Source organism: Bradyrhizobium zhanjiangense (genome assembly GCF_004114935.1).
Classification (GTDB): Bacteria; Pseudomonadota; Alphaproteobacteria; order Rhizobiales; family Xanthobacteraceae; genus Bradyrhizobium; species Bradyrhizobium zhanjiangense.
Window position 1 is genome coordinate 101543 of record NZ_CP022221.1, and the last position, 18325, is coordinate 119867.

General features: G+C 62.1%; 18 protein-coding genes. 10 read left to right on the forward strand and 8 right to left on the reverse strand.

Annotation, left to right across the window (positions count from 1 at the left end):
• The first annotated feature begins 4 nt into the window (after window positions 1-4).
• From XH85_RS00495 to XH85_RS00505, 3 genes are all read left to right on the forward strand, one after another.
• A complete protein-coding gene (locus XH85_RS00495) occupies window positions 5-685 on the forward strand; it encodes a phosphoribosyltransferase (RefSeq protein WP_128930288.1) in 681 nt (226 codons plus the stop codon).
• Window positions 682-1050, forward strand: coding sequence for an HIT family protein (locus XH85_RS00500; RefSeq protein ID WP_128930289.1), 369 nt, complete (start codon window positions 682-684; stop codon window positions 1048-1050). The genes XH85_RS00495 and XH85_RS00500 overlap by 4 nt, the downstream gene beginning before the upstream one ends.
• Before the next feature lie 101 nt (window positions 1051-1151).
• The gene (locus XH85_RS00505; protein ID WP_128930290.1) at window positions 1152-2378 is read left to right on the forward strand and encodes a site-2 protease family protein; all 1227 of its coding nucleotides are present in this window, start codon (window positions 1152-1154) and stop codon (window positions 2376-2378) included.
• Window positions 2379-2407: 29 nt separating this feature from the next.
• Here the strand turns inward: XH85_RS00505 and ligD (XH85_RS00510) are convergent, their stop codons facing one another.
• The 3 genes from ligD (XH85_RS00510) to XH85_RS00520 are packed head-to-tail and all read right to left on the reverse strand — an operon-like array spanning window position 2408 to window position 3870.
• Window positions 2408-2617, reverse strand: a complete 210-nt coding sequence (gene ligD, locus XH85_RS00510; protein WP_128930291.1) for a non-homologous end-joining DNA ligase LigD — start codon at window positions 2615-2617, stop codon at window positions 2408-2410.
• Window positions 2614-3507, reverse strand: coding sequence for a non-homologous end-joining DNA ligase (ligD, locus tag XH85_RS00515; protein WP_245473568.1), 894 nt, complete (start codon window positions 3505-3507; stop codon window positions 2614-2616). The genes ligD (XH85_RS00510) and ligD (XH85_RS00515) overlap by 4 nt, the downstream gene beginning before the upstream one ends.
• 57 nt (window positions 3508-3564) lie before the next feature.
• The gene (locus tag XH85_RS00520; protein WP_128930293.1) at window positions 3565-3870 is read right to left on the reverse strand and encodes a hypothetical protein; all 306 of its coding nucleotides are present in this window, start codon (window positions 3868-3870) and stop codon (window positions 3565-3567) included.
• On the opposite strand from XH85_RS00520, the gene XH85_RS00525 reads away from it, so the two are divergent.
• The 6 genes from XH85_RS00525 to XH85_RS00550 all read left to right on the forward strand — a co-directional run bounded on the left by XH85_RS00525 (window position 3863) and on the right by XH85_RS00550 (window position 9789).
• Window positions 3863-4435, forward strand: coding sequence for a uracil-DNA glycosylase (locus XH85_RS00525; RefSeq protein WP_128930294.1), 573 nt, complete (start codon window positions 3863-3865; stop codon window positions 4433-4435). The two genes, XH85_RS00520 and XH85_RS00525, sit on opposite strands and share 8 nt — an antisense overlap.
• A gap of 726 nt (window positions 4436-5161) precedes the next feature.
• Complete coding sequence (locus XH85_RS00530) at window positions 5162-6121, forward strand: fatty acid desaturase (RefSeq protein WP_128930295.1); 960 nt, start codon at window positions 5162-5164, stop codon at window positions 6119-6121.
• Between the two features lie 237 nt (window positions 6122-6358).
• Entirely contained in the window at window positions 6359-7357 is a 999-nt protein-coding gene (locus XH85_RS00535) for an NrtA/SsuA/CpmA family ABC transporter substrate-binding protein (protein WP_245473569.1), read from the forward strand.
• Window positions 7358-7470: 113 nt separating this feature from the next.
• Window positions 7471-8133 carry an ABC transporter permease gene (locus XH85_RS00540; RefSeq protein WP_245473570.1) on the forward strand — a complete coding sequence of 221 codons (663 nt, stop codon included), beginning with the start codon at window positions 7471-7473 and terminating at the stop codon, window positions 8131-8133.
• Entirely contained in the window at window positions 8121-8996 is an 876-nt protein-coding gene (locus XH85_RS00545) for an ABC transporter ATP-binding protein (protein WP_128930296.1), read from the forward strand. Before XH85_RS00540 ends, XH85_RS00545 begins: the two co-directional genes overlap by 13 nt.
• Window positions 8997-9099: 103 nt before the next feature.
• Window positions 9100-9789, forward strand: a complete 690-nt coding sequence (locus XH85_RS00550) for a Crp/Fnr family transcriptional regulator (RefSeq protein ID WP_244551260.1) — start codon at window positions 9100-9102, stop codon at window positions 9787-9789.
• Here XH85_RS00550 and atzF read toward each other — a convergent pair.
• From atzF to XH85_RS00575, 5 genes are all read right to left on the reverse strand, one after another.
• Window positions 9786-11168, reverse strand: a complete 1383-nt coding sequence (atzF, locus tag XH85_RS00555; protein WP_245473571.1) for an allophanate hydrolase — start codon at window positions 11166-11168, stop codon at window positions 9786-9788. The genes XH85_RS00550 and atzF overlap by 4 nt on opposite strands.
• A gap of 932 nt (window positions 11169-12100) precedes the next feature.
• Complete coding sequence (locus XH85_RS00560; protein ID WP_128930297.1) at window positions 12101-13288, reverse strand: M24 family metallopeptidase; 1188 nt, start codon at window positions 13286-13288, stop codon at window positions 12101-12103.
• 13 nt (window positions 13289-13301) lie between these two features.
• Entirely contained in the window at window positions 13302-14747 is a 1446-nt protein-coding gene (locus XH85_RS00565; RefSeq protein ID WP_128930298.1) for an MFS transporter, read from the reverse strand.
• A complete protein-coding gene (locus XH85_RS00570) occupies window positions 14710-15561 on the reverse strand; it encodes an alpha/beta fold hydrolase (RefSeq protein ID WP_128930299.1) in 852 nt (283 codons plus the stop codon). Before XH85_RS00570 ends, XH85_RS00565 begins: the two co-directional genes overlap by 38 nt.
• Window positions 15562-15596: 35 nt before the next feature.
• Window positions 15597-17186, reverse strand: coding sequence for an FAD-dependent monooxygenase (locus XH85_RS00575; protein ID WP_128930300.1), 1590 nt, complete (start codon window positions 17184-17186; stop codon window positions 15597-15599).
• Window positions 17187-17292: 106 nt separating this feature from the next.
• On the opposite strand from XH85_RS00575, the gene XH85_RS00580 reads away from it, so the two are divergent.
• Window positions 17293-18195, forward strand: a complete 903-nt coding sequence (locus XH85_RS00580; RefSeq protein ID WP_164939670.1) for a LysR family transcriptional regulator — start codon at window positions 17293-17295, stop codon at window positions 18193-18195.
• Window positions 18196-18325: the final 130 nt, after the last annotated feature.

An 18325-nucleotide genomic window follows, 5' to 3' on the forward strand; every position in this document is an offset into this window, starting at 1 on the left:
CGACATGCCGTTCAGAGATAGAATCGAAGCGGGTCGAAAGTTGGCGGCGCCCCTCGCCACGTACGGGAACCAGCACCCAGCCATTCTGGCGCTCCCTCGGGGTGGCGTGCCCGTGGCAGCTGAGGTCGCAGCCGCGCTGCATGCGCCGCTCGATCTCATCATCGTTCGCAAGGTCGGCGTCCCGTTCCAAAACGAGTTGGCAATGGGTGCCGTCGTAGATGGTGGCGCACCGATCGTGGTGCGCAATGATGATGTCATTCGGCTCGGAGGCGTCAGCGAAGCTGATTTCCAAGCCGAGTGCCGCAGGGAGATTGCCGAGATAGAGAGGCGGCGTCAGCGCTATTTGGGAGATCGTCAACGTCTTGAGATTTCCGGTCGGACGGCAATCGTTATCGACGATGGCATTGCGACCGGCGCCACCACGCGGGCCGCCTTGCAGGCGACGCGAAAGCGAAATCCAAGCCGGCTCGTCCTCGCGGTTCCCGTTGCACCGACCGAGATTGTCCCGCAAATGCGCGCAGAATGTGATGATTTCGTATGTCTTGAGGAACATACCGCGTTCGCCGCCATCGGCTACTACTATCGGGATTTCGGGCAGGTCTCCGACGGCGAGGTGCTCGACATGTTACGACGCTTTCCGATTTCGTCCGATCCGCGCCAGTCGCGGGAAAGAGCCCAGCCATGATCGACTGTCCTTTCTGCAAAATCGTCAGCGGCGCGATTGCGTCAGCGAAAGTGTATGAGGACGAGGAACATCTCGCCTTTCTCGACATTCGCCCGCAATCCCCCGGGCACACTCTCATCATCCCAAAGAAACACCAGCGCTGGGTCTGGGACGTACCGAACGTTGGCGCGTATTTCGAAGTCGTACGGACGGTTGCGCGCGCAATGCAGAAGGCGTTCTGCGAGGAAATACATTCCCGCATCATGGGCGAAGAGGTGCCGCATGCGCACATTTGGCTGTATCCCGCTCCAGGCAGGGCGAAAGGCGACCCGAGAGATTTTGAGCGGAATGCGAAGGCAATTCGCGACGCACTTGAGCCGCAATGATCCGGAGTTCTGGGCATCACGTTCGCCGACATTCATCGTGCAGCGGCCTGATGCGCCGTGTTCAGCCTTAGGAACAAGCGCCCTCGACGCGATGTTTTCCCATGAGCGCCACTGCTCGCGAGGCAGCGATGTTCCTGCACCGGATCAAAATCCTCACGCTCGCCGGGTTCACGATATGGATCGACATCTCGTGGCTCATCCTGGCAGCGCTGTTGATCTGGACGCTGGCACTCGGCGAGTTCCCTCGCACAGTTCCGAATTTGCCCGCCGCCACATACTGGTGGATGGGATTCGCAGGCACGATCGGCCTGTTCATCTCGATTATCCTGCATGAGCTGAGCCATGCGCTGATTGCGCGGCGTTACGACATGCCGATTGCCGGCATTACGCTATTCATCTTCGGCGGGGTCGCCGAACTGAACAAGGAGCCGAGCAGCGCCAAGGCAGAATTCCTTATGGCGATCGGTGGGCCGATCGCCAGCATGGTGCTTGGCACCATCCTGCTCCTAGTCGCTGCCGCAAGCGAGAAGACCGTTTCGCCCGCCGCATTCGGGGTGCTCGACTACCTTGGCGGCCTCAATTGGATCTTGGCACTGTTCAATCTCATTCCCGCCTTCCCGCTGGACGGCGGACGGGTGCTGCGCGCTGGCCTTTGGGGCTGGATGAACGATTTTGGACGGGCCACGCGCATTGCCGCCGGCAGTGGCGAGTTCTTCGGCCTTGCCATGATCCTGTACGGGATCCTGGAATTCATCACCGGCAGCACAATCAGTGGCGTCTGGCTGTTCTTTATTGGCTTGTTCCTGCACGGCGCCGCCGGCGCGGCACGGCACGAGTTGACGCTACGCCACACCTTCGGCGGGCTTCCCGTTTCCACGCTCATGCAACGCAACCCGATCGGCGTCGCCCCGGATATTTCCATTGCGGAATTGGTCGAGGATTACTTTTACAAGTATTACTTCAAGGCTTTCCCCGTGCTGCGCGACGGCGAACTCATTGGCTGCATCATGGCGAAGGATGTCCGCGATCTTGGTCCCTCCGACACCACCCAGCGCCGCGTCGCTGATGTCATGCGCCCCTGCTCGCCGGAGATCATTGTCCCTCCGCATCTGGATGCACTGGAGGCGCTTGCAAGGATGCAGGGCGGTCGGCACAGTCGTCTGCTCGTGGTTGAACGGGGACGGCTTATCGGCGTCTTGGCCTTGTCCGATATGCTTCAATACCTCTCGCTCAAGCAGGAGCTCGACCAAAACATGCAGGATCTGCCATGGAGCGCTGCCAAGACCCGTGATGCGGGATCTGCCCACTACGTGCATCCCGCCCGCTAACGCGCGAGCCAGTATCCAAGCAAATTCGCTCAGATTGCGTTTAGCGGATGGCAACAGGGAACGCATTGTCCGCAATTGCCGTTGATCCCGTTGGGGAAGCGATTGAGGGCTTCGGCTCGGTTCTTGAGATAAGGAAGCAGGTAAGGCGCGATCTTTTCATAGTAGGCGATCACGTCACCCTTGGTGTATCGCTCCTTGGGCCAGAATGTCTTGTCGAGGTGGGTAAGCTTCACGATCATGCGCGCTCCCGTCTGACTTGCCGCGCGGGCTTGTCGCTGCGCATGCCGAGAAACACCGGATGGCGCATCTCCCCCTCGCGGGTCCATTCGGTGAACTTGACCTGGCACACGAGCCGCGGCTTGATCCACGTGGTCCGGTCCTCGTGCGGAACGTCCGTAAACGGCTTCTTGTCTGTCCTCAACTTCATCATGCGCGCGTGCAGCGTCGCGAGCATCTCTCGGGAGAATCCCCCACCGCTGTGACCAACATAGACAAGCTTGCCCTTGTCGTACACGCCAAGCACCAGCGAGCCAAAGTGCTGGCGGCTCCCGCGCGGCTCGGTGAAGCCGACGACAATGGCTTCCTGTTCTTGGTCGGCCTTGATCTTGAGCCAATCTTTCGTGCGCCTGCCCGAGTGGTAGAGACTTGCGGCACGCTTCGCGATAATGCCCTCCTCCCCCGCTCGTCGCGCTTTGTTGAACGCCGCCTTGCCATGCCGCTTTCTGTGTCCGCTGTAGTGGACGAGTGGGTGCCGGGTAAGGATGGCGTGCAAACGGCCCTTGCGCTCAAGCAACGGCTTGCGACGCAGGTCGCGGCCATCGAGGAAGAGCAGATCGAACACATAATAGCGAAGACGCGCCTTGCCTTTCAGCGCATTCTGCAGCAGCTGGAATCGGGATCGACCCTCCGCGTCGAGCGCCACTAGCTCGCCGTCAATCACGGCATTGCGCTTGATGATATCGAGCGCTTCGGCGACTGGGGCATAACGCTTGGTCACGTCGTTGCCATTGCGCGAGTAGAGGGAGCCATTTCTGCCTCCGGTTTTTGCGACAAGCCGGAAGCCGTCCCATTTCGTCTCGAAGATCCACTCCTTGTCATCGAATGGCGCGTCGATGAGGGTCGCCAGCATTGGCCTGAGGTCACTTTTTCGCATGCGTCTTGATCAGCAGCCATTGCGTCGGGCTCTTCAGGCGCACGAGCGAATATGCCCGCGAAGCTTGCTTCCCTTGAGAACGAAGCTCATGCGTCCTCGCCGCAAGCCTGCTCGCATGGTTCGCTCGCTCTCTGCTGCGCTGGTCGCGCCCTCGGCTTCGTAAGTGCCGCCGTCCCATTTTTCAACGAGCCCTGCGCGTCGAAAACTCGCGTCAGTGACCGTCGGTTCCAAGGCGAATCGGCGGCCGGTCTTGGCGCTGTTGGAAATCAGTGGCGCGACGGCAGTTGATAGAGCCAGGGCATTTGCATTGCCAGGCTTGGCGCCGGAACCGATGGCCAAGGCACGCGTCGCCAATATACATCTCGATCACCGTCGTGTCGCGCCTGAAGGCCCGTTCCGACGACCGCGGCTCTACGTGGTTGGCGAGGCACCCGGCGCAGAGGAAGCTGCGCAGGGCAGGCCTTTTGTCGGTCCGGCCGGCAGGGCGTTGCGCGAGATGCTGGATGAAGCTGGGATCGATCCCCAACAGGTGCGTTTGGCAAACGCCATTCCTTTCCGGCCAATCGCGCATTCCAAAGATCGGAAGCCACGTAATCGCAGCCCAACAATCGAGGAAGTCGATCGCTATGGCGCAGCAGTGCTGATCGACATTCGGCGTTCCAGGCCAGGCGTGATCGTTGCTCTTGGCAGCACAGCGGCTCGCTTGTTCGGCGAGTCGCAATCGATCCGCGTGACGCGCAAGGCAAAGCTCCAATTTGAAGGTTACCCGCTCCGCATCACTTTCCATCCAGCTTACGTCCGCCGCTTCGGCGGACGGAACGGCGACGCCTGGCGTCACGCGGTCACCGATCTACGCCGGGCCTGGAACGACTCGGCGGTTCATTTGGATCCAAATCGTGGTTGAGGATCTCGACAGGGCGTACTGCCGACGCCTTGAGCCCTCGGCCGTCAACGTACTCTGGTCGCGCCGATGTCCGATCTGCTCGCACCAATATCCCAATCTGCGGCGGGCGCAGTCGACGCATAGCAATGGGCTACCGAACCCAAGCGCGCGAAATCGTAGTTTGGCGCATGAAATCGACCAAATGGCGAAGAGAGTGTCAGTCAATCCGCTTTGAAAGATCAAGCATTTTTGTTCTTCCTAGGCCAGAGCTACCGCCGAAAACCGGCGCCCGATCTTTTCATCGAAACTCTCGTGGCACATCGAAGCGACTGCCCGATCCATCAATTTTTCACCGGCGGCATGAGTGCCGCGACGAACTCTCGCTTCGGCGCCAACTGGTCCTCGATGTAATCCCCGCAACGCCGCGCGACTCGTATTCACGCACCGCGCGCTGGGAAAACCGGCGTCAGCGTACCCTTTACCGCGCACGTCGATCTGCCGCACGCAGCGCCAGCGGAATAGGATTTAGACCTGACCGCCCATAACGGCACTAGCGGCCAATCCGTCGCCGGGTCGATGCGGTGAAGCGAGGGCCGCAAATCTCGGGATGCCGGGCGGCCAACGCCCGCGAAATTAATTGCTTCTGCATTGCGACGTCGCTCCCTAGGGTCGGCCTGTGCTTGACGAATTCCAACGTCCGCACGAGCACGGTCAAGTGCGTGATCCCGGAAAGAGGCGACTACGATCATGAGCAATGCCATCACTGCCACCGGAGAGAAGCCGCTAACTCCGGCCATGCTGCGCGAGTTGTCGATGCGGTGCAATTGGCGAGGTCTGGTCCGTGCGGCCAGCCACTACGGCGTCATCATCGTTGTCGGCGCGCTGATCTGGCTGGTCTCGTCGCGATACGGAATCGTCTGGACGTTGCCGCTGGTCGTCGTCCAAGGTTACTTTGTCGCATTCCTGTTCATGGTGGTACACGAGACCGCCCACAAGACGGCGTTTCGCAGCCGCGCTCTTAATCTCGCCTTCGGTCATCTCTCCTCGTTCGCGGTCGGCTTGCCTTACGAATATTACTGCCTGTTCCACTGGGATCATCATCGGTATACGCAGGATCCAAAGAGGGACCCAGAACTGCTGTCGGTTCCGATCCCGACCTCGGACGCGCAACTGGTGATCGTCTACAGCGGTCTGCGGCAAGTTGCCTTCCGGGCGTGGCTGATGCTTCGCCATGCGTTGACCGGCAACGCCACGTCACCCTGGATTCCGGAAAGCAAGCGCTGCGTTGTCGTGAGGGAAGCACGCCTCTATCTGGCAGGCTACGTCGCGCTGCTGCTGGCATCGGTCGCGCTGCACACCTTGTTCCTGTTGTGGGTCTGGGTCGTCCCCGTGATCGTCGGTCAATTGTTTCTGCGTCCGTATCTCCTTGCCGAACACACCGGTTGCGATCGTACGCGCAGCGCCTTCCAGAATACCCGCACCACCTATACCGCCATGTTCGTGCGCTGGTTTGCATGGAACATGCCCTATCATGTCGAGCACCATGCCTATCCTTCGATTCCGTTCCATGCGCTGCCGAAACTGAACGGGATCGTCGCCGATCAGATCGTCTACAGGGGCCCGGGCTACATCGCAGTGACGCGGCAGACGTGGGCCTGGTTTCGCCGCGCACGCAACGGCATCGAAAGCTCGGTCGGTTCTGATTGAATCGGGATTAGGGCTTGGCGAAGGCCAGCAGGGCGCCGTTGTCGCAGGCTACGAAGCGCCCAAGGTGTGAGCAGCTTGATGAATTTATTGCACCAGTCACAGTCGGAAGCTGGTCTGCTTGCGCAAAAATTGGACAGCATCGAGCCTTGTCGATTAATTGCTTCACGGTCTCCCGTCTTGAGACGACCCTCTCGTCACGGTCGATCACTCCGGTCGCCGGCATCACAGGGGTTTGGCATGCGATCAACAACCGCTCTTCGCTCTGCCGTGTTCGTGCTTACTGCGTCCTTCCTGTTTGCGACGCCTCAGCGCGCGACCGCCGAAGAATTGCTGAAGGCGCGGCTCGCCCAGAATCTTGGGCCGATCTCGGGACTGGCGATTGTCGCCAATGCGAAGGGCATTTTCGCCAGGCAGGGGCTCGACATCTCGGTCTCCAATTTCACCAGCGGGAAGCAATGCCTCGATACGGTGCTTGGAGGAGGGGCGGATATCGCGACAACCGCCGAGGCGCCGGTCACGGCGGCCGCGATGGCGCAACAGCCGATCGCCTTCGTGGCGGGGATGGAATATTCGGATCTCAAGACCATGACCGCGGCTTCTGCCGGGATCAAGACGAAGGCCGATCTGCGTGGAAAGCGAATCGCCTTTACGGCCGGAACCGGCAGCGAAGTTTACACGTCGGTTCTGTTGAAAGCGGCGGGCCTGACTTCGAAGGACGTGACGCTCGTCAACCTGCGACCTCAGGAGATGCTCCCCGCCATGGCGGCCGGCAGCATCGACGCGTTCGATACCTGGGAGCCGCACGTCGCGAATGCGAAGAAGGCTCTTGGCGAAGGCGCGATCCCGCTTGAGACCAAAGGTCTCTACTCGGAGACCTTCAACATTGTCGTGACGCAGTCTTACCTCGCGGCCAACCCGGCGATCGTGAGCAAGTTCCTGGCGTCCCTCATCGAAGCCGAGGGCTGGCTCAAGGCGCATCCGGATGATGCGATCGACGTCATCGCCACAGCGACCGGGATGAAACGCGACGAATTGGCTTCGATCTGGCCGGACTATGTCTACCGTGTGCGCCTCGACGACAGGATTCTCACGACTCTGAAAACCCATGCTGCCTGGCGGCTCGAGACCGGCAATCATCCTCCTGGAGCGAGCATGCCCGATTTCTCGAAAGTCCTGGTGACGGCGCCGCTGAAGACGCTCGATCCAGCTCGCGTCACGTTGGAGGCGCGCCCGTGAGTGTGGGGAGACGCAGCAGCGCGAGCGCGACCGCACGGCTGAGCGTATTGTTCGCCGTCCTCTCCGTGCCCGCCTTCACAGGCGTGTGGGAACTGGTTGCGCGCTCCGGCATCGTGAACGCCGTGCTGTTTCCGCCACCATCGACCGTCGCTGTCGCCATTCTCGAATGGATTCGCAGCGGACAATTCTTCGCCGACCTGATGGCGAGCCTCTCGCGCGTGGCCGCGGGATTTGCGATCGGGGCCGCGGGCGGGATCGTGCTCGGCGTCCTGACTGGCCGGTTTCGGCTGGTGTCCAGCCTGCTTTCACCCTTGTTTCACATCCTTCGTCCAATTCCTCCCGTCGCCTTCGTGCCGATCGTCATCCTTTGGTTTGGCCTCTCGGAGACAGGCAAGCTTTTCCTGGTCGTTTGGGGAGTGTTCTTCACGGTATGGCTCGCGACCCACATCGGGGTGCAGAAAGTCGATCGCGGACTTATCCGTGCCGCCCAGATGCTCGGCACGCCGCAGCCACAGATGCTGTGGGAGATCGTCCTTCTTGGCGCGCTGCCCTATATCACGGTCGGTCTTCGGACCGCGGTAAGCATCTCCTTCTACACGCTGGTCGCCGCCGAATTGGCGGGAGCGTTCGCCGGCATCGTCTACCGTATCGAAATTGCGCAACAGAACATGCAAACGGGTCAGGTCATGGGCGGGTTGGCGGCTCTCGGGCTGCTTTCCTTCGTCGCCGACCGTTCCTTTGCGACTCTTGCCGAACGTGCCGTGTGGTGGCGATGACCCCGAGCCTGCTTCGTCCAGACCAGTCGCTCAGGCTCGTGGATACGTATTCGCCGTCCGCCCCGGCGCGTCAGGCGATCATCCGGGTCGAGGATTTGAGCATCGTCTTCGATGCGCCGAGCGGACAGGTCATCGCGGTCGATCGCGTATCCCTGGCGGTAGCCCAGGGAGAATTCGTCTCGATCGTCGGTCCATCCGGCTGCGGCAAGTCCACGCTCCTGAATGCGATGGCCGGCCTCGAGCGGCCGTTCGAGGGCCAAGTGCTCATGGCCGGCGAAGCAACGCGCGCACCGCGACCCGAGATCGGGATGGTCTTCCAGCAGCCACATCTGTTTCCGTGGAAATCGGTACGCCGGAACATCGCGCACGGGCCGCGCGCCCTCGGCAAGCCGAAAGCGGAGGCGCTGCGGATTGCCGACGACCTCATCGAGATGATCGGGCTGACCAAATTTGCGTCGGCATATCCGCACACGCTATCTGGAGGCATGCAGCAGCGGGTTGCGATTGCCCGTGCCCTCGCCAACCAGCCGCGCGTGCTGTTGATGGACGAGCCGTTCGGGGCGCTGGATGCACAGACCCGGGCGGTCATGCAGGACAATCTGCTCGAGCTCCGCGAGCGGATCAACGCAACAATCGTCTTCGTCACACACGACATCGATGAAGCGATCCTTCTCTCTGACCGTGTGCTGATCATGAGCGCGGGACCAGGCCGCATCCTCAAGGATCTTCAGGTGAGTCTGCCGCGACCGCGCTCCAGCGCCATCGTTGCGGAGGCTGCCTATCTCGCCCTCAAGCGGGATTGCCTTGACCTGATCCGCTCGGAAGGCCGCCGGGCCTTCGAGCAAATGGAAGTCAAGGCGTAGGCGCCTGACGACAGCTCTGGCATGGCTCTTGAATGGCTTTCCTTGCGGCGGGCAAGGGAGCGAGCAGATGTCAGCGGCAAGTCTCAGGAATACGACCGGCATCATGCTGGCGGGATCGGATGCTCTGGTCGGGTCGCTGCCCAGCTTGTTGGATCCGTTGTGTGAGGCTGACCGGCGTCGTGTCCTCGCCATCGGCCGCGAGGAGGTCCTGCAAGCAGGCAAGCATGTCTGGCGCCAGGGCGATCTGCAGAACGGCATTTATCTGATCGAAGAGGGGCGTATTCGCAGCTACTACGCGGCTCCTTCCGGACGCGAGGTGACGCTGGCCTACTGGTTCGCCGGCAATTTCGTCGGCGGCCCGGATCTGTTCGGTACTGGTGCCCACGTATGGTCTTCGGTCGCGGTGGAACGGAGCCAGGTTACGTTCTTGCCCGGCCCAGCCCTGCGCGCGCTGGCGCTTCAATCGGCTAGTATCGCGGTCGCGCTGCTGGATGCACTCGCCTTCAAGGCACGGTGCTATTCGGCCATGGCGCAAATGCTGGGGACCCGCTCGGTGACCGAGCGGTTGCATCGTCTGTTGGTCTTCCTCTCGAAGATCTACGGCTCGCAGCAGGGCCGTGAGATCGTGATCGGGATCCCGTTCACACATGGTGATCTCGCCAATCTGATCGGTTCAACACGCCAATGGGTTACGGTGCAGCTTTCCCGCATGCAGGCAAGGGGTGTCATCCGTTATCACCGAGGCCTGATTGTAATCCTCAATCCGCGCGCTCTCGATCTCGAAGTCGTCTAGGACGCGGCCTTCGGATATACTCTTGGATCGAACAGTGCAGCCTTCGCATCGGGCAGCCATCGCTCGGCAAGGTCGAGAAGAGCATAGTCGTACCACGCAGGCGCTAGCAAAGTGATGCCCATCGGCATGCCGTTGCCGAGCGTTGCGTTGGGAACTGCCACCGCGCACAAGTCCACGAGATTGGCAAAATAAGAGTAATAACCGAGGCGACTATTGAGCGTGACCGGATCTTCCATCATCTCCGAGATCGTAAAGGGGCGTGGCGCGGTAGGTACTACCAAGACATCGATCTCCTCGAAAAGCGATTGGATCTGGCGTCGCAGCTTCAAGAGTCGATGTTGCGCGGCAAAAGCATCTATTGCGGAAAACCGGACAGCTGCGCTCAGCACGTTGCGGATGACGTCAAGCAGGTTTCCATGGTCGATGTCCAGGAGCGCGCTGATCGCCGCATGACGTTCGGCAATCCAAGGCCCTGAAAAGAGCATTTCACCGGCTTCGGCGAAAGGCGCGAAGTCAATTTGCCTGGCTTGGCCTCCCAGTTCCGAAAGCCTCGTGCAGGCCTGCCTGTAAAGATCATTGCATTCCGGCATTCCGAATGAATTCAGATGACCGGCAGAGACCTGGCCGAACCGGAATTTGCGAGGAGATGGAGAGGACGAGGCAATCCGTTGGCGGCTATAAGGATCGCTGTCGTCGAATCCTTCGATCAACCCGAGCAGAATTCGACCCTCGGCAATGGAATTGCAGAAAATCGAGGGGCAATCGAGCGTCGGACAGTTCGGCACAAGCCCCCGGGATGAGACGAGGCCGACGGTTGGCTTGATCCCGATGATCCCATTGAAGCCTGCGGGAATCCTGCCCGAGCCGCCGGTATCTGTGCCGAGAGCGAAGGCAACATGGCCGGATGCTACGGCAGCAGCCGAACCGGAGCTCGAACCGCCGGAAATATACAGATCGTTAGCAGCGCTGGAACAGGCACCATAGGGGGAGCGGGTGCCGGACAGTCCGGTTGCGAATTGATCTAGGTTGGTTTTGCCAAGACAGATCGCACCCGCGGCCGTCAATCTCTCGACGCATCTGGCCGATTGCGCAGCCACATATTCGAATGACGGACAGGCAGCTGTCGTTGGCATGTCCTCAACATCAATGTTGTCCTTGACGCCGAATGGCACGCCAAGGAGCGGCAGGACTTCACCCTCCTCCGCTCGCTGCACAAGGGCATCAGCCTCGGCCAGCGCTTCTTCTATGGGCCGCACATAGATCCAGCAGTTGCGGCGCCGGTCCCGTTCGATGCGCTCATAGACGGTTGTGATGATGGAGGCTAACTCGGCAGGCGAACGTAGAGGTCGACTCTGCGCGGATAAGATAGCTTGCGGCACGGAATGAACTCCTGAGGGGCATGACTCCATAAATATGAAGCCGCTGCCCTGTAATGAAAGCAACTAAGCGCCTCGGCCGCACCGGCAGGACTCGAACTTGCAACCAAACCATTATGAGCGGCAGACTATCGACCGGCCTTGTTGATTTCCCTGCGTTTTCGTTCGGGTTCGATCGCGTTCGTCACGGTTCGTTTCGGGCTGTTTTTGGTGCGAAACCGGTGCGGATGAGGCGAGACGTTCAGACACCTAACCTGAAGGTCATAGGTTCAAAACACTATCCACGAATTGAACCTACCAATTAGATCGGGTTGCGCAGCTGATCCCTTCGACTGCCGATCTCGTCATGGAGCGCAGACCACGCGGGGGCGATCTAAACCGCCGGCCTCGCGGCTGCGTTGTCCGAATCTTGGTAGGTCTTTGATGAGCCTCGCTTCCGCAAACAGGGCGCGGCCAATCGCCTGCAGCTGACTGCGGAGATGGTCCTGAGGAGCTTGTGTCGCGCAATATACCCGGCATTCACGTCGGGAATTGCGCGGTTCGTAAGTATCCTAGATCGCAGTCTGGCGAACAGAATCGCGCAAATGGCGGAGAGAGTGTCAGTCAACTCCCATTGAAAGATAGAGCATTTTCGACCTTCATAGACCAAAACCCACCATTCGAGCTACGGCCCGAAATGGGATTTCGCCGCCGGGAAAAGCCTGTTCAGCCAATGGCCCATCATCGACAACAACCCCATCGAGCGACAAGCGAAAGGCAAATTGCCGTCGCGCGCATGGGGCACAAATCCCAGTCCCGTGCGTGCCGCAGAACCGATCCGCAGGTCATGGCCGAAACGCGAGAGCGGCGATCCCGAACGCGGCAAACAGCATTCCCGACCAGAAATCCCTGGTCAGCAACATCCGTTTGAGCACCATGCCCACCATTTCGAAAACTCAGGCTTTGCCCGCGATGTTCCATCCGCGTGCGATGTCGCCGGGGGCTTCCCAGCCATCCTCAGTGACGATCAGCGTATCCTCGAGCTTGATGTAGCCGCGCGAAGGATGGAGCATCGCGGTCTCGACCGAGATCACCATCCCGGGCTGCAGCGGCCGATCGGCATCGTAAGGCGCATAAGGCACCGGCCCACGTCCGGTGAGCCGCGGCGCTTCGTGACTGACAAGGCCGATGCCGTGCGCCGTGTAGTCCAGCACATTGCTATGCGGCGCCCGGCGCACCGCCTCTTCGCCGGCGGCGATGATTTCGCCGCCACGCGCACCGGGGCTGATCGCGCCGCGCGCTACCTGCTGGATCTCCTCGATCTCGTGCAGCAGGTCGTGCAATTCCGCGTCGGGCTCGCCCACCACGCCCATGCGGCTGAGGTCGCCGATATAGCCTTTATAGTTGCCGCCGGAATCGAGCGAGATCACGTCGCCCGCCTTCAAGCGCTGATCGGAGGGTGCGCGATTGTGGCTGTTGCCGGCAGCAATCAGGCAGTACTCGAACACAAGGTCCCTGTCGTGTTCCTCGCGCCGCAGCCGATCGACGATATCGTGCTTGCTCATGCCCGGCGTGCTGATGTCGAAGGTCGCCGTCATCGCGTTCACCACGCGCTCGGAAGCTTCACGCACCAGGTCAAGCTCTGCCGCGGTCTTGACCGCGCGCAGCCGTTCCAGCACGAATTGCGCGTCCGCCAGCGACGCGCCGCCGAGCTCTTTGCTCAGGAGATCCTTGGCATCGGACGGCAGGAAACTCGGCTCGAACCCGACGCGTTTCACGTCGGCGCCCAGCGCCTTGATGTGATCGATGGCGAGACGGATCGCGTCCGTGCTACCCCAGGAAGCGGTCTTGACCGCGGGCGCCGCAATGCGGCCGAGTTCCTTCTCGAACCCTTCCATGCGGTTGCCGATATAGAGCGCATTCTCCGGACGCCCGCGCTGATAGACGTACACCGGCAAATAGCGGCTGACGCCAATCGCCTCCATCGCGTCGAAGAAGAAAAAGCGATAGCCGCCGAGCAGATACTGAACGTTGTGGCGGGACGTGACGACCAGCGCGTCGAGTCCCGCCTCGTGCATCAGCCGGTCGAGCTTTTCGGTATCGAACGGCGCGCGCGCTGTGATCTTCCTGTCCGCTACATTCATGCCCTTGCTCCAATCATGCTCGCTGGGTCGTGGCGTGCTCGCGCACCGGCACCGTTTCGCGCGGTGCTACGGCCGGATCGCCGCTCTCTAGCGCCAGCGGCTTGCCATGGGTTTCGATACCAAGCAGGCTGAAGGCGAGCCCGATCGCGAGGCCGCAGGCGGCCAGGAACAGAAAGGCCGGCGTGACGGCCTCGATGGTGGCCTTGGGCGTGATCAGATTCGACGCGCCGGCGATCAGCGCGAGGCAGAGCGGTCCCGAAATCTTTCCGACACCGTTGGCGGCCTGCGCCAGTCCCACGCCGCGCGCGCTTAGCCGCACCGGAAAGATCTCGGCGGAATACGGCGCGATGTTGGAAAAACCGCCGTCGAAGAACAACGCCGCCGGGATCAACACCACGACGAACGCCGGATAGCCAAAGATGATGCGGTCGAAGAACAGCGCCGCCGCGCCGAGCGAAAGCGCGATGCCATAGCCCATGATCTCACCGCAGCGCCGCCGCCCAAGCCATTGCGGCAGGAACGAGAACGCGGTACGGCCGAGCATGCCGGTCAGGCTGACGAAGACGAAGAGATGGGCGGCCTGCATCGGCGACACGCCCATCAACAGCGCGACGATCGTGGGCCCCCACAGGAACACGCCGTAATTGGCCGTGCTCGCGCCGAACCAGACGATCACCGTGAGCCAGAACAGTTTTGGCTTGGCCAACAGATCGGCGAAGCTCGAGGCCGGCGACCGCACATGGCCTGCCGGCGCGATAGCCGGCTGCGGCAAATTATCCGGCGGCACGTTTAATGCCCGGCCGACGATGCGGCGCGCCTCGGCGTGACGCCCGCGCGATACCAGCCAGCGCACGGACTCCGGCATAACAACCGCGATCAGAATGGCCGGAGCCAGCGGCAAGAAACCCAGCGCCGCGAGGCCGCGCCAGCCGATCAACTGCAACAGCGTCGCGGCCGTGAGCGACGCCGCGAGGATTCCGAGCGAAACCGGGATCACCGTGACGCTGGTCAGGATCGTGCGGTGCCGCGTCGGCGTATATTCGACGATCAGCGGCAGCGCGACCGCGGCTACAGCGCCGACGCCGAAGCCGACGACGAAGCGCAGGCACGCGAACAGGATCCACGCGCCGTCCGGGTTGATCGAGATGGAACCTGCGCCCAGCGCGCAAAGAACGACGCCTGCGATCGTCAACGTCTTGCGGCCGAAATGATCCGCCAGCGCGCCCCAGGCCAGCGATCCGACGATCGCGCCGACGCCGGCGCTGAGCAGCATGACCGAGGTCTGGCCGAACGTCAGGTGCCATTGCGGGGCCAGCACCGCCACCAGGAAGCCCACGATGAAGAAGTCGAAAAAATCAAAGATGCTTGTCGTGACGGCGAGCGCCATGCTGACCCAGTAACGGGCATTGAGCGGCGCCTCGTCATAGCGCGTGACGAGATCCTCCCCTTTGGTCTCCATAGTCGTCCTCCTCCGTGTTTTGTCGTTCTTTTGTGTGGTCGCCTCGCAAAAATGCCCGTACCTCCGCCGCGACCGCGGCGGGATCTTGAATGGTCCCGATGTGGCCGATGCCGGCGATGGTCGCGGTCTTCGCGCCCGCGATCTCCCGCGCCAGCGACAGCGTATGCGCCGGCGGGATCAGGCGGTCGGCACCACCAGCCAGCACCAGCGTTGGCGCCGTGATCGCGCCGGGCTCGAACGCGATCGGCTGCGTCAGGATGGCGCCGCGGCGCTGCTTCTGTTCGGCATCGCGCTTGCTGCTGGTGAAGATCGCCAGCACCTCCGGATGCGCCGCGATGTAATCGCGCGGCACGAAAAACTCGGCGAACTCGCGGACCGATTCCGGCATGCGATTGCGCAGCGCCGCAAACGCCGGGAAGCCTTCCGGATTGATCGACATCACCGACGCACCGGGCCGGAAGGTGCTCGACAGCACCAGGCGATCGATGCGCCCGGCGTGACGTGCGGCCAGCACCTGCGCGATGACCCCGCCGAGCGAGGCGCCGAACACATGGGTGCGCCGATAGCCAAGCGCTGCGATCAGCGCGGCAGCATCGTCGGCGAGTTCCTCGAGACCGTAGGGCTCCGGCGGATTACGGGTCGCGCCGGAATCGCGCTGGTCGTAGGCGATCACGGTGAAATGCGGCGCCAGTAGCGCGCCGAAGGCATGGAACATCGAGTGGTCGGCTTCGGCGCCATGCAGAAGCAATAGCGGCGGTCCCTCCCCGCTGCGCTTGAAGGCAATCGTGGTGCCGTTGGCTTCGATTGTATCCATGACTAATGCAGCACGGTTTCGAGCGCGCCGGCCAATTAGCGCGCGGGATCGGAGGGGATGTAGGGCATGCGCCAGGCGACGTGGCCGTCGGGACGCACCAGCACCGCGCCGCGCGGTCCCATCTGAATGCCGTCGGCGGGATGGGCGTGGGGGAGTTGCTGCAAATTGAGCTGCAGCCCGGTTTTCGCCGACACGTTGCGGCCGGCCTCGAGCCACGCCTCGCCTTGCGGACCGGCAACGACTGTAAACTCCTTGTCGAACCAGTCGAGCGTCGAGCGCTTGCGCGGCATGTCGAGCCACATGTGGGGAAAGCGTCCGCCCGGCCGGTCGGACGGCCGGTAGACGCGGGTCAGATGCCCGCCATGCGGCGTGCCGTCGGGAATGACCGCGCCCTCTTCATAGGTGAAGCCGAGCGCCTGGCCGATGCTGTGCAAATGGTTGTCGAGATCGTTCACCCAGAAGCGGATGTGATCCTCGTTGCCGGAGCGGACGGCTTCGTCGATCCGCCGGAAGCGGATCATGTTGCCAAAACTGAAATCCGCGTTCGATTGCCCCACCGGCCGGCGTTCGAGATCGTAGCTGTTGAGCAGCTTCTCCGACGCCCAGCCGCGCAGCACATAGACGAGCTTCCAGGCCAGGTTGTGCGCGTCCTGAACGCCCGAGTTGAGGCCAAAACCGCCGGTCGGCGGAAAGCGATGCGCGGCATCGCCGACGAGAAACACGTGGCTCTTGCGAAAACTCGCCGCGACCTGCTTGCTCATGCGCCAGACCGAGCGGTTGAGCAACGTCACTTCGAGATCGGGAACGCCGACATGGGCGCGGATGATCTCGATCATCTCGGCATCGGTCCAGGGCCGCGGCCGATCGTCCTTCTGCTCGCCGATCTGGATGATGGACAGCCAGCGGTCGCGGCCGTTGGTGTTGAGAATGCCGGCGCGCGGCGGCACGCCCGGCGTTTTTGAGTAGACCTGATAGCCGGCGGCCTCGCGCGCCAATGGAAAGCGCGAAAGATCGGCGCGCCAGTATTCGTTCTGCAGCACCGACAGGCAGGCCGGCCCCACCATGTCGATGCCGGCGGCCCGGCGCGTCTGGCTGCCGGCGCCGTCGCAGGCCAGCAGATACCTGGCGTGCCAATGTTCGCTGCGGCCGGTTTCAATCGAGCGGATCTCGCAGATGACACCGTCCTCGACTTCCTCGAAGCCGACGAATTCGGTCGAGAATTGCACCTGCACCAGGTTGGAATGCTCGATGACCCGGTAGATCTCCTCTTCCACCGCATCCTGCGCCACCAGGCATTTCCACGCGGGCGTCTGCCCGAGATTGGGCTCCGGGCGCGACCGGCTGATCTCGCGGCCGGCGATGCTTTCGACCTGCACGAACATGTCGGATTCATCCTGCAGCCCGCGGTCGCGGATCGCCTGCTCGATCCCCCACTGCCGGAAGATCTCCATGGTGCGGACCCAGCAGCCGCGCGATTTCGGATGATCTGTCGTGGTCGGGCTCTTCTCGACGATGACGGCGTCGATCCCGAAGCGGTCGAGCAACAGCCCCATGGCGAGGCCAACCGGTCCGCCGCCAACGATAAGTACCGACGTGCGGCGGGGCGCTTCCGCGGCGATGTCCATGCTCGTTTCCTCTCGATCTACTTTTGGCAGCAGACTGCCCGGTTTTTAGTATCTCACAAGAATATGTTTGATATGATCTCCATCTCAGATCGAGATGGAGGATGGAATGGACCTGCGGCAGCTTCGCTATTTCGTGGCGGTGGCCGAGCGCGGCGGCTTCGGCGCCGCGGCCAGCGCCCTCAACGTCGCGCAGTCGGCGCTCAGCCGCCACGTCAAGGAACTCGAGCACGAATTGGGAGGCGCCTTGCTCGAGCGCGGCGCGCGCGGCGTCTCGGTAACCGAGTCCGGCAAGGTGCTGTTGGCGCGCGGGCGCTGGCTGCTCGGCGCCATCGATGACGTCAAGGCGGAGGTACGCACGGAAAACCGCGAGCCCAGCGGCACGGTGCGGCTGGGAGCGCCCTCGAGCCTCGCCGACAACTTCTACGCGCCGCTGGCAAAGATATTCACCACGCGCTTTCCGCGCGTCCGGCTGGAGTTGAGCGAGGGCCTGACCGAGACGATGTGCGATCATCTGCTGCGCGCGGAGCTCGACCTCGCCATCGTCACCACGCCGCAACCCAACGACCATCTCGACTACGAAACGCTGGTGGTCGAGCCGGTCTTCCTGATCGGTCCGCCGCGCGATCCCAGGCTCAAGCGCGGCCGGCTGACGCGCAAGGAGGTCAATGATCTGCCGACCGCCGTCGTACCACTCAGCCGCAACCCGTTCCCGCCAGACGTGCCGTTCTCCTTGCGGGTCGAGAGCACCACGCCGATGAAACAGATCGTGGGCTCGGGACTTGGCTACGGGCTGTTGCCGTTCTCGGGGATTCACCAGGAAGTGGCGGCCGGCACCCTGTCGGCGGCGCTCTTGCCATGGATGCGCGCCGACCGCGTCCTCGCCCTGCCGCGGGGCCGGCCCGTTAGCCGCGCCACCCGCGAAGTCGTTGCAGCTTTAAAGGAGGTCTGCAGCAATCTTATCGACGACGGCAAGATCCTGACGATGCCGACGCGCGCGAGATCGCGCTAAACCAAAGCTATTCCTTCATGACAGTGACCGCTAGCTCCTTGTTGAGCGATCGCAGCATGATGGGCGAGATTGGCTTCACGGACCGCTTTATCTGTTGGAGAAAGACCGGCCGTAAGATAGCGCACATCGC

What these genes read in the sequence shown, in the direction of transcription:
- XH85_RS00575 (WP_128930300.1), bottom strand. Translation starts at nt 17,186, where the DNA reads ATGGACATCGCCGCGGAAGCGCCCCGCCGCACGTCGGTACTTATCGTT.
- XH85_RS00530 (WP_128930295.1), top strand. Translation starts at nt 5,162, where the DNA reads ATGAGCAATGCCATCACTGCCACCGGAGAGAAGCCGCTAACTCCGGCC.
- XH85_RS00500 (WP_128930289.1), top strand. Translation starts at nt 682, where the DNA reads ATGATCGACTGTCCTTTCTGCAAAATCGTCAGCGGCGCGATTGCGTCA.
- XH85_RS00565 (WP_128930298.1), bottom strand. Translation starts at nt 14,747, where the DNA reads ATGGAGACCAAAGGGGAGGATCTCGTCACGCGCTATGACGAGGCGCCG.
- ligD (WP_128930291.1), bottom strand. Translation starts at nt 2,617, where the DNA reads ATGATCGTGAAGCTTACCCACCTCGACAAGACATTCTGGCCCAAGGAG.
- XH85_RS00505 (WP_128930290.1), top strand. Translation starts at nt 1,152, where the DNA reads ATGAGCGCCACTGCTCGCGAGGCAGCGATGTTCCTGCACCGGATCAAA.
- XH85_RS00495 (WP_128930288.1), top strand. Translation starts at nt 5, where the DNA reads ATGCCGTTCAGAGATAGAATCGAAGCGGGTCGAAAGTTGGCGGCGCCC.
- XH85_RS00570 (WP_128930299.1), bottom strand. Translation starts at nt 15,561, where the DNA reads ATGGATACAATCGAAGCCAACGGCACCACGATTGCCTTCAAGCGCAGC.
- XH85_RS00550 (WP_244551260.1), top strand. Translation starts at nt 9,100, where the DNA reads ATGCTGGCGGGATCGGATGCTCTGGTCGGGTCGCTGCCCAGCTTGTTG.
- XH85_RS00560 (WP_128930297.1), bottom strand. Translation starts at nt 13,288, where the DNA reads ATGAATGTAGCGGACAGGAAGATCACAGCGCGCGCGCCGTTCGATACC.
- XH85_RS00535 (WP_245473569.1), top strand. Translation starts at nt 6,359, where the DNA reads ATGCGATCAACAACCGCTCTTCGCTCTGCCGTGTTCGTGCTTACTGCG.
- ligD (WP_245473568.1), bottom strand. Translation starts at nt 3,507, where the DNA reads ATGCTGGCGACCCTCATCGACGCGCCATTCGATGACAAGGAGTGGATC.
- XH85_RS00525 (WP_128930294.1), top strand. Translation starts at nt 3,863, where the DNA reads ATGGCCAAGGCACGCGTCGCCAATATACATCTCGATCACCGTCGTGTC.
- XH85_RS00580 (WP_164939670.1), top strand. Translation starts at nt 17,293, where the DNA reads ATGGACCTGCGGCAGCTTCGCTATTTCGTGGCGGTGGCCGAGCGCGGC.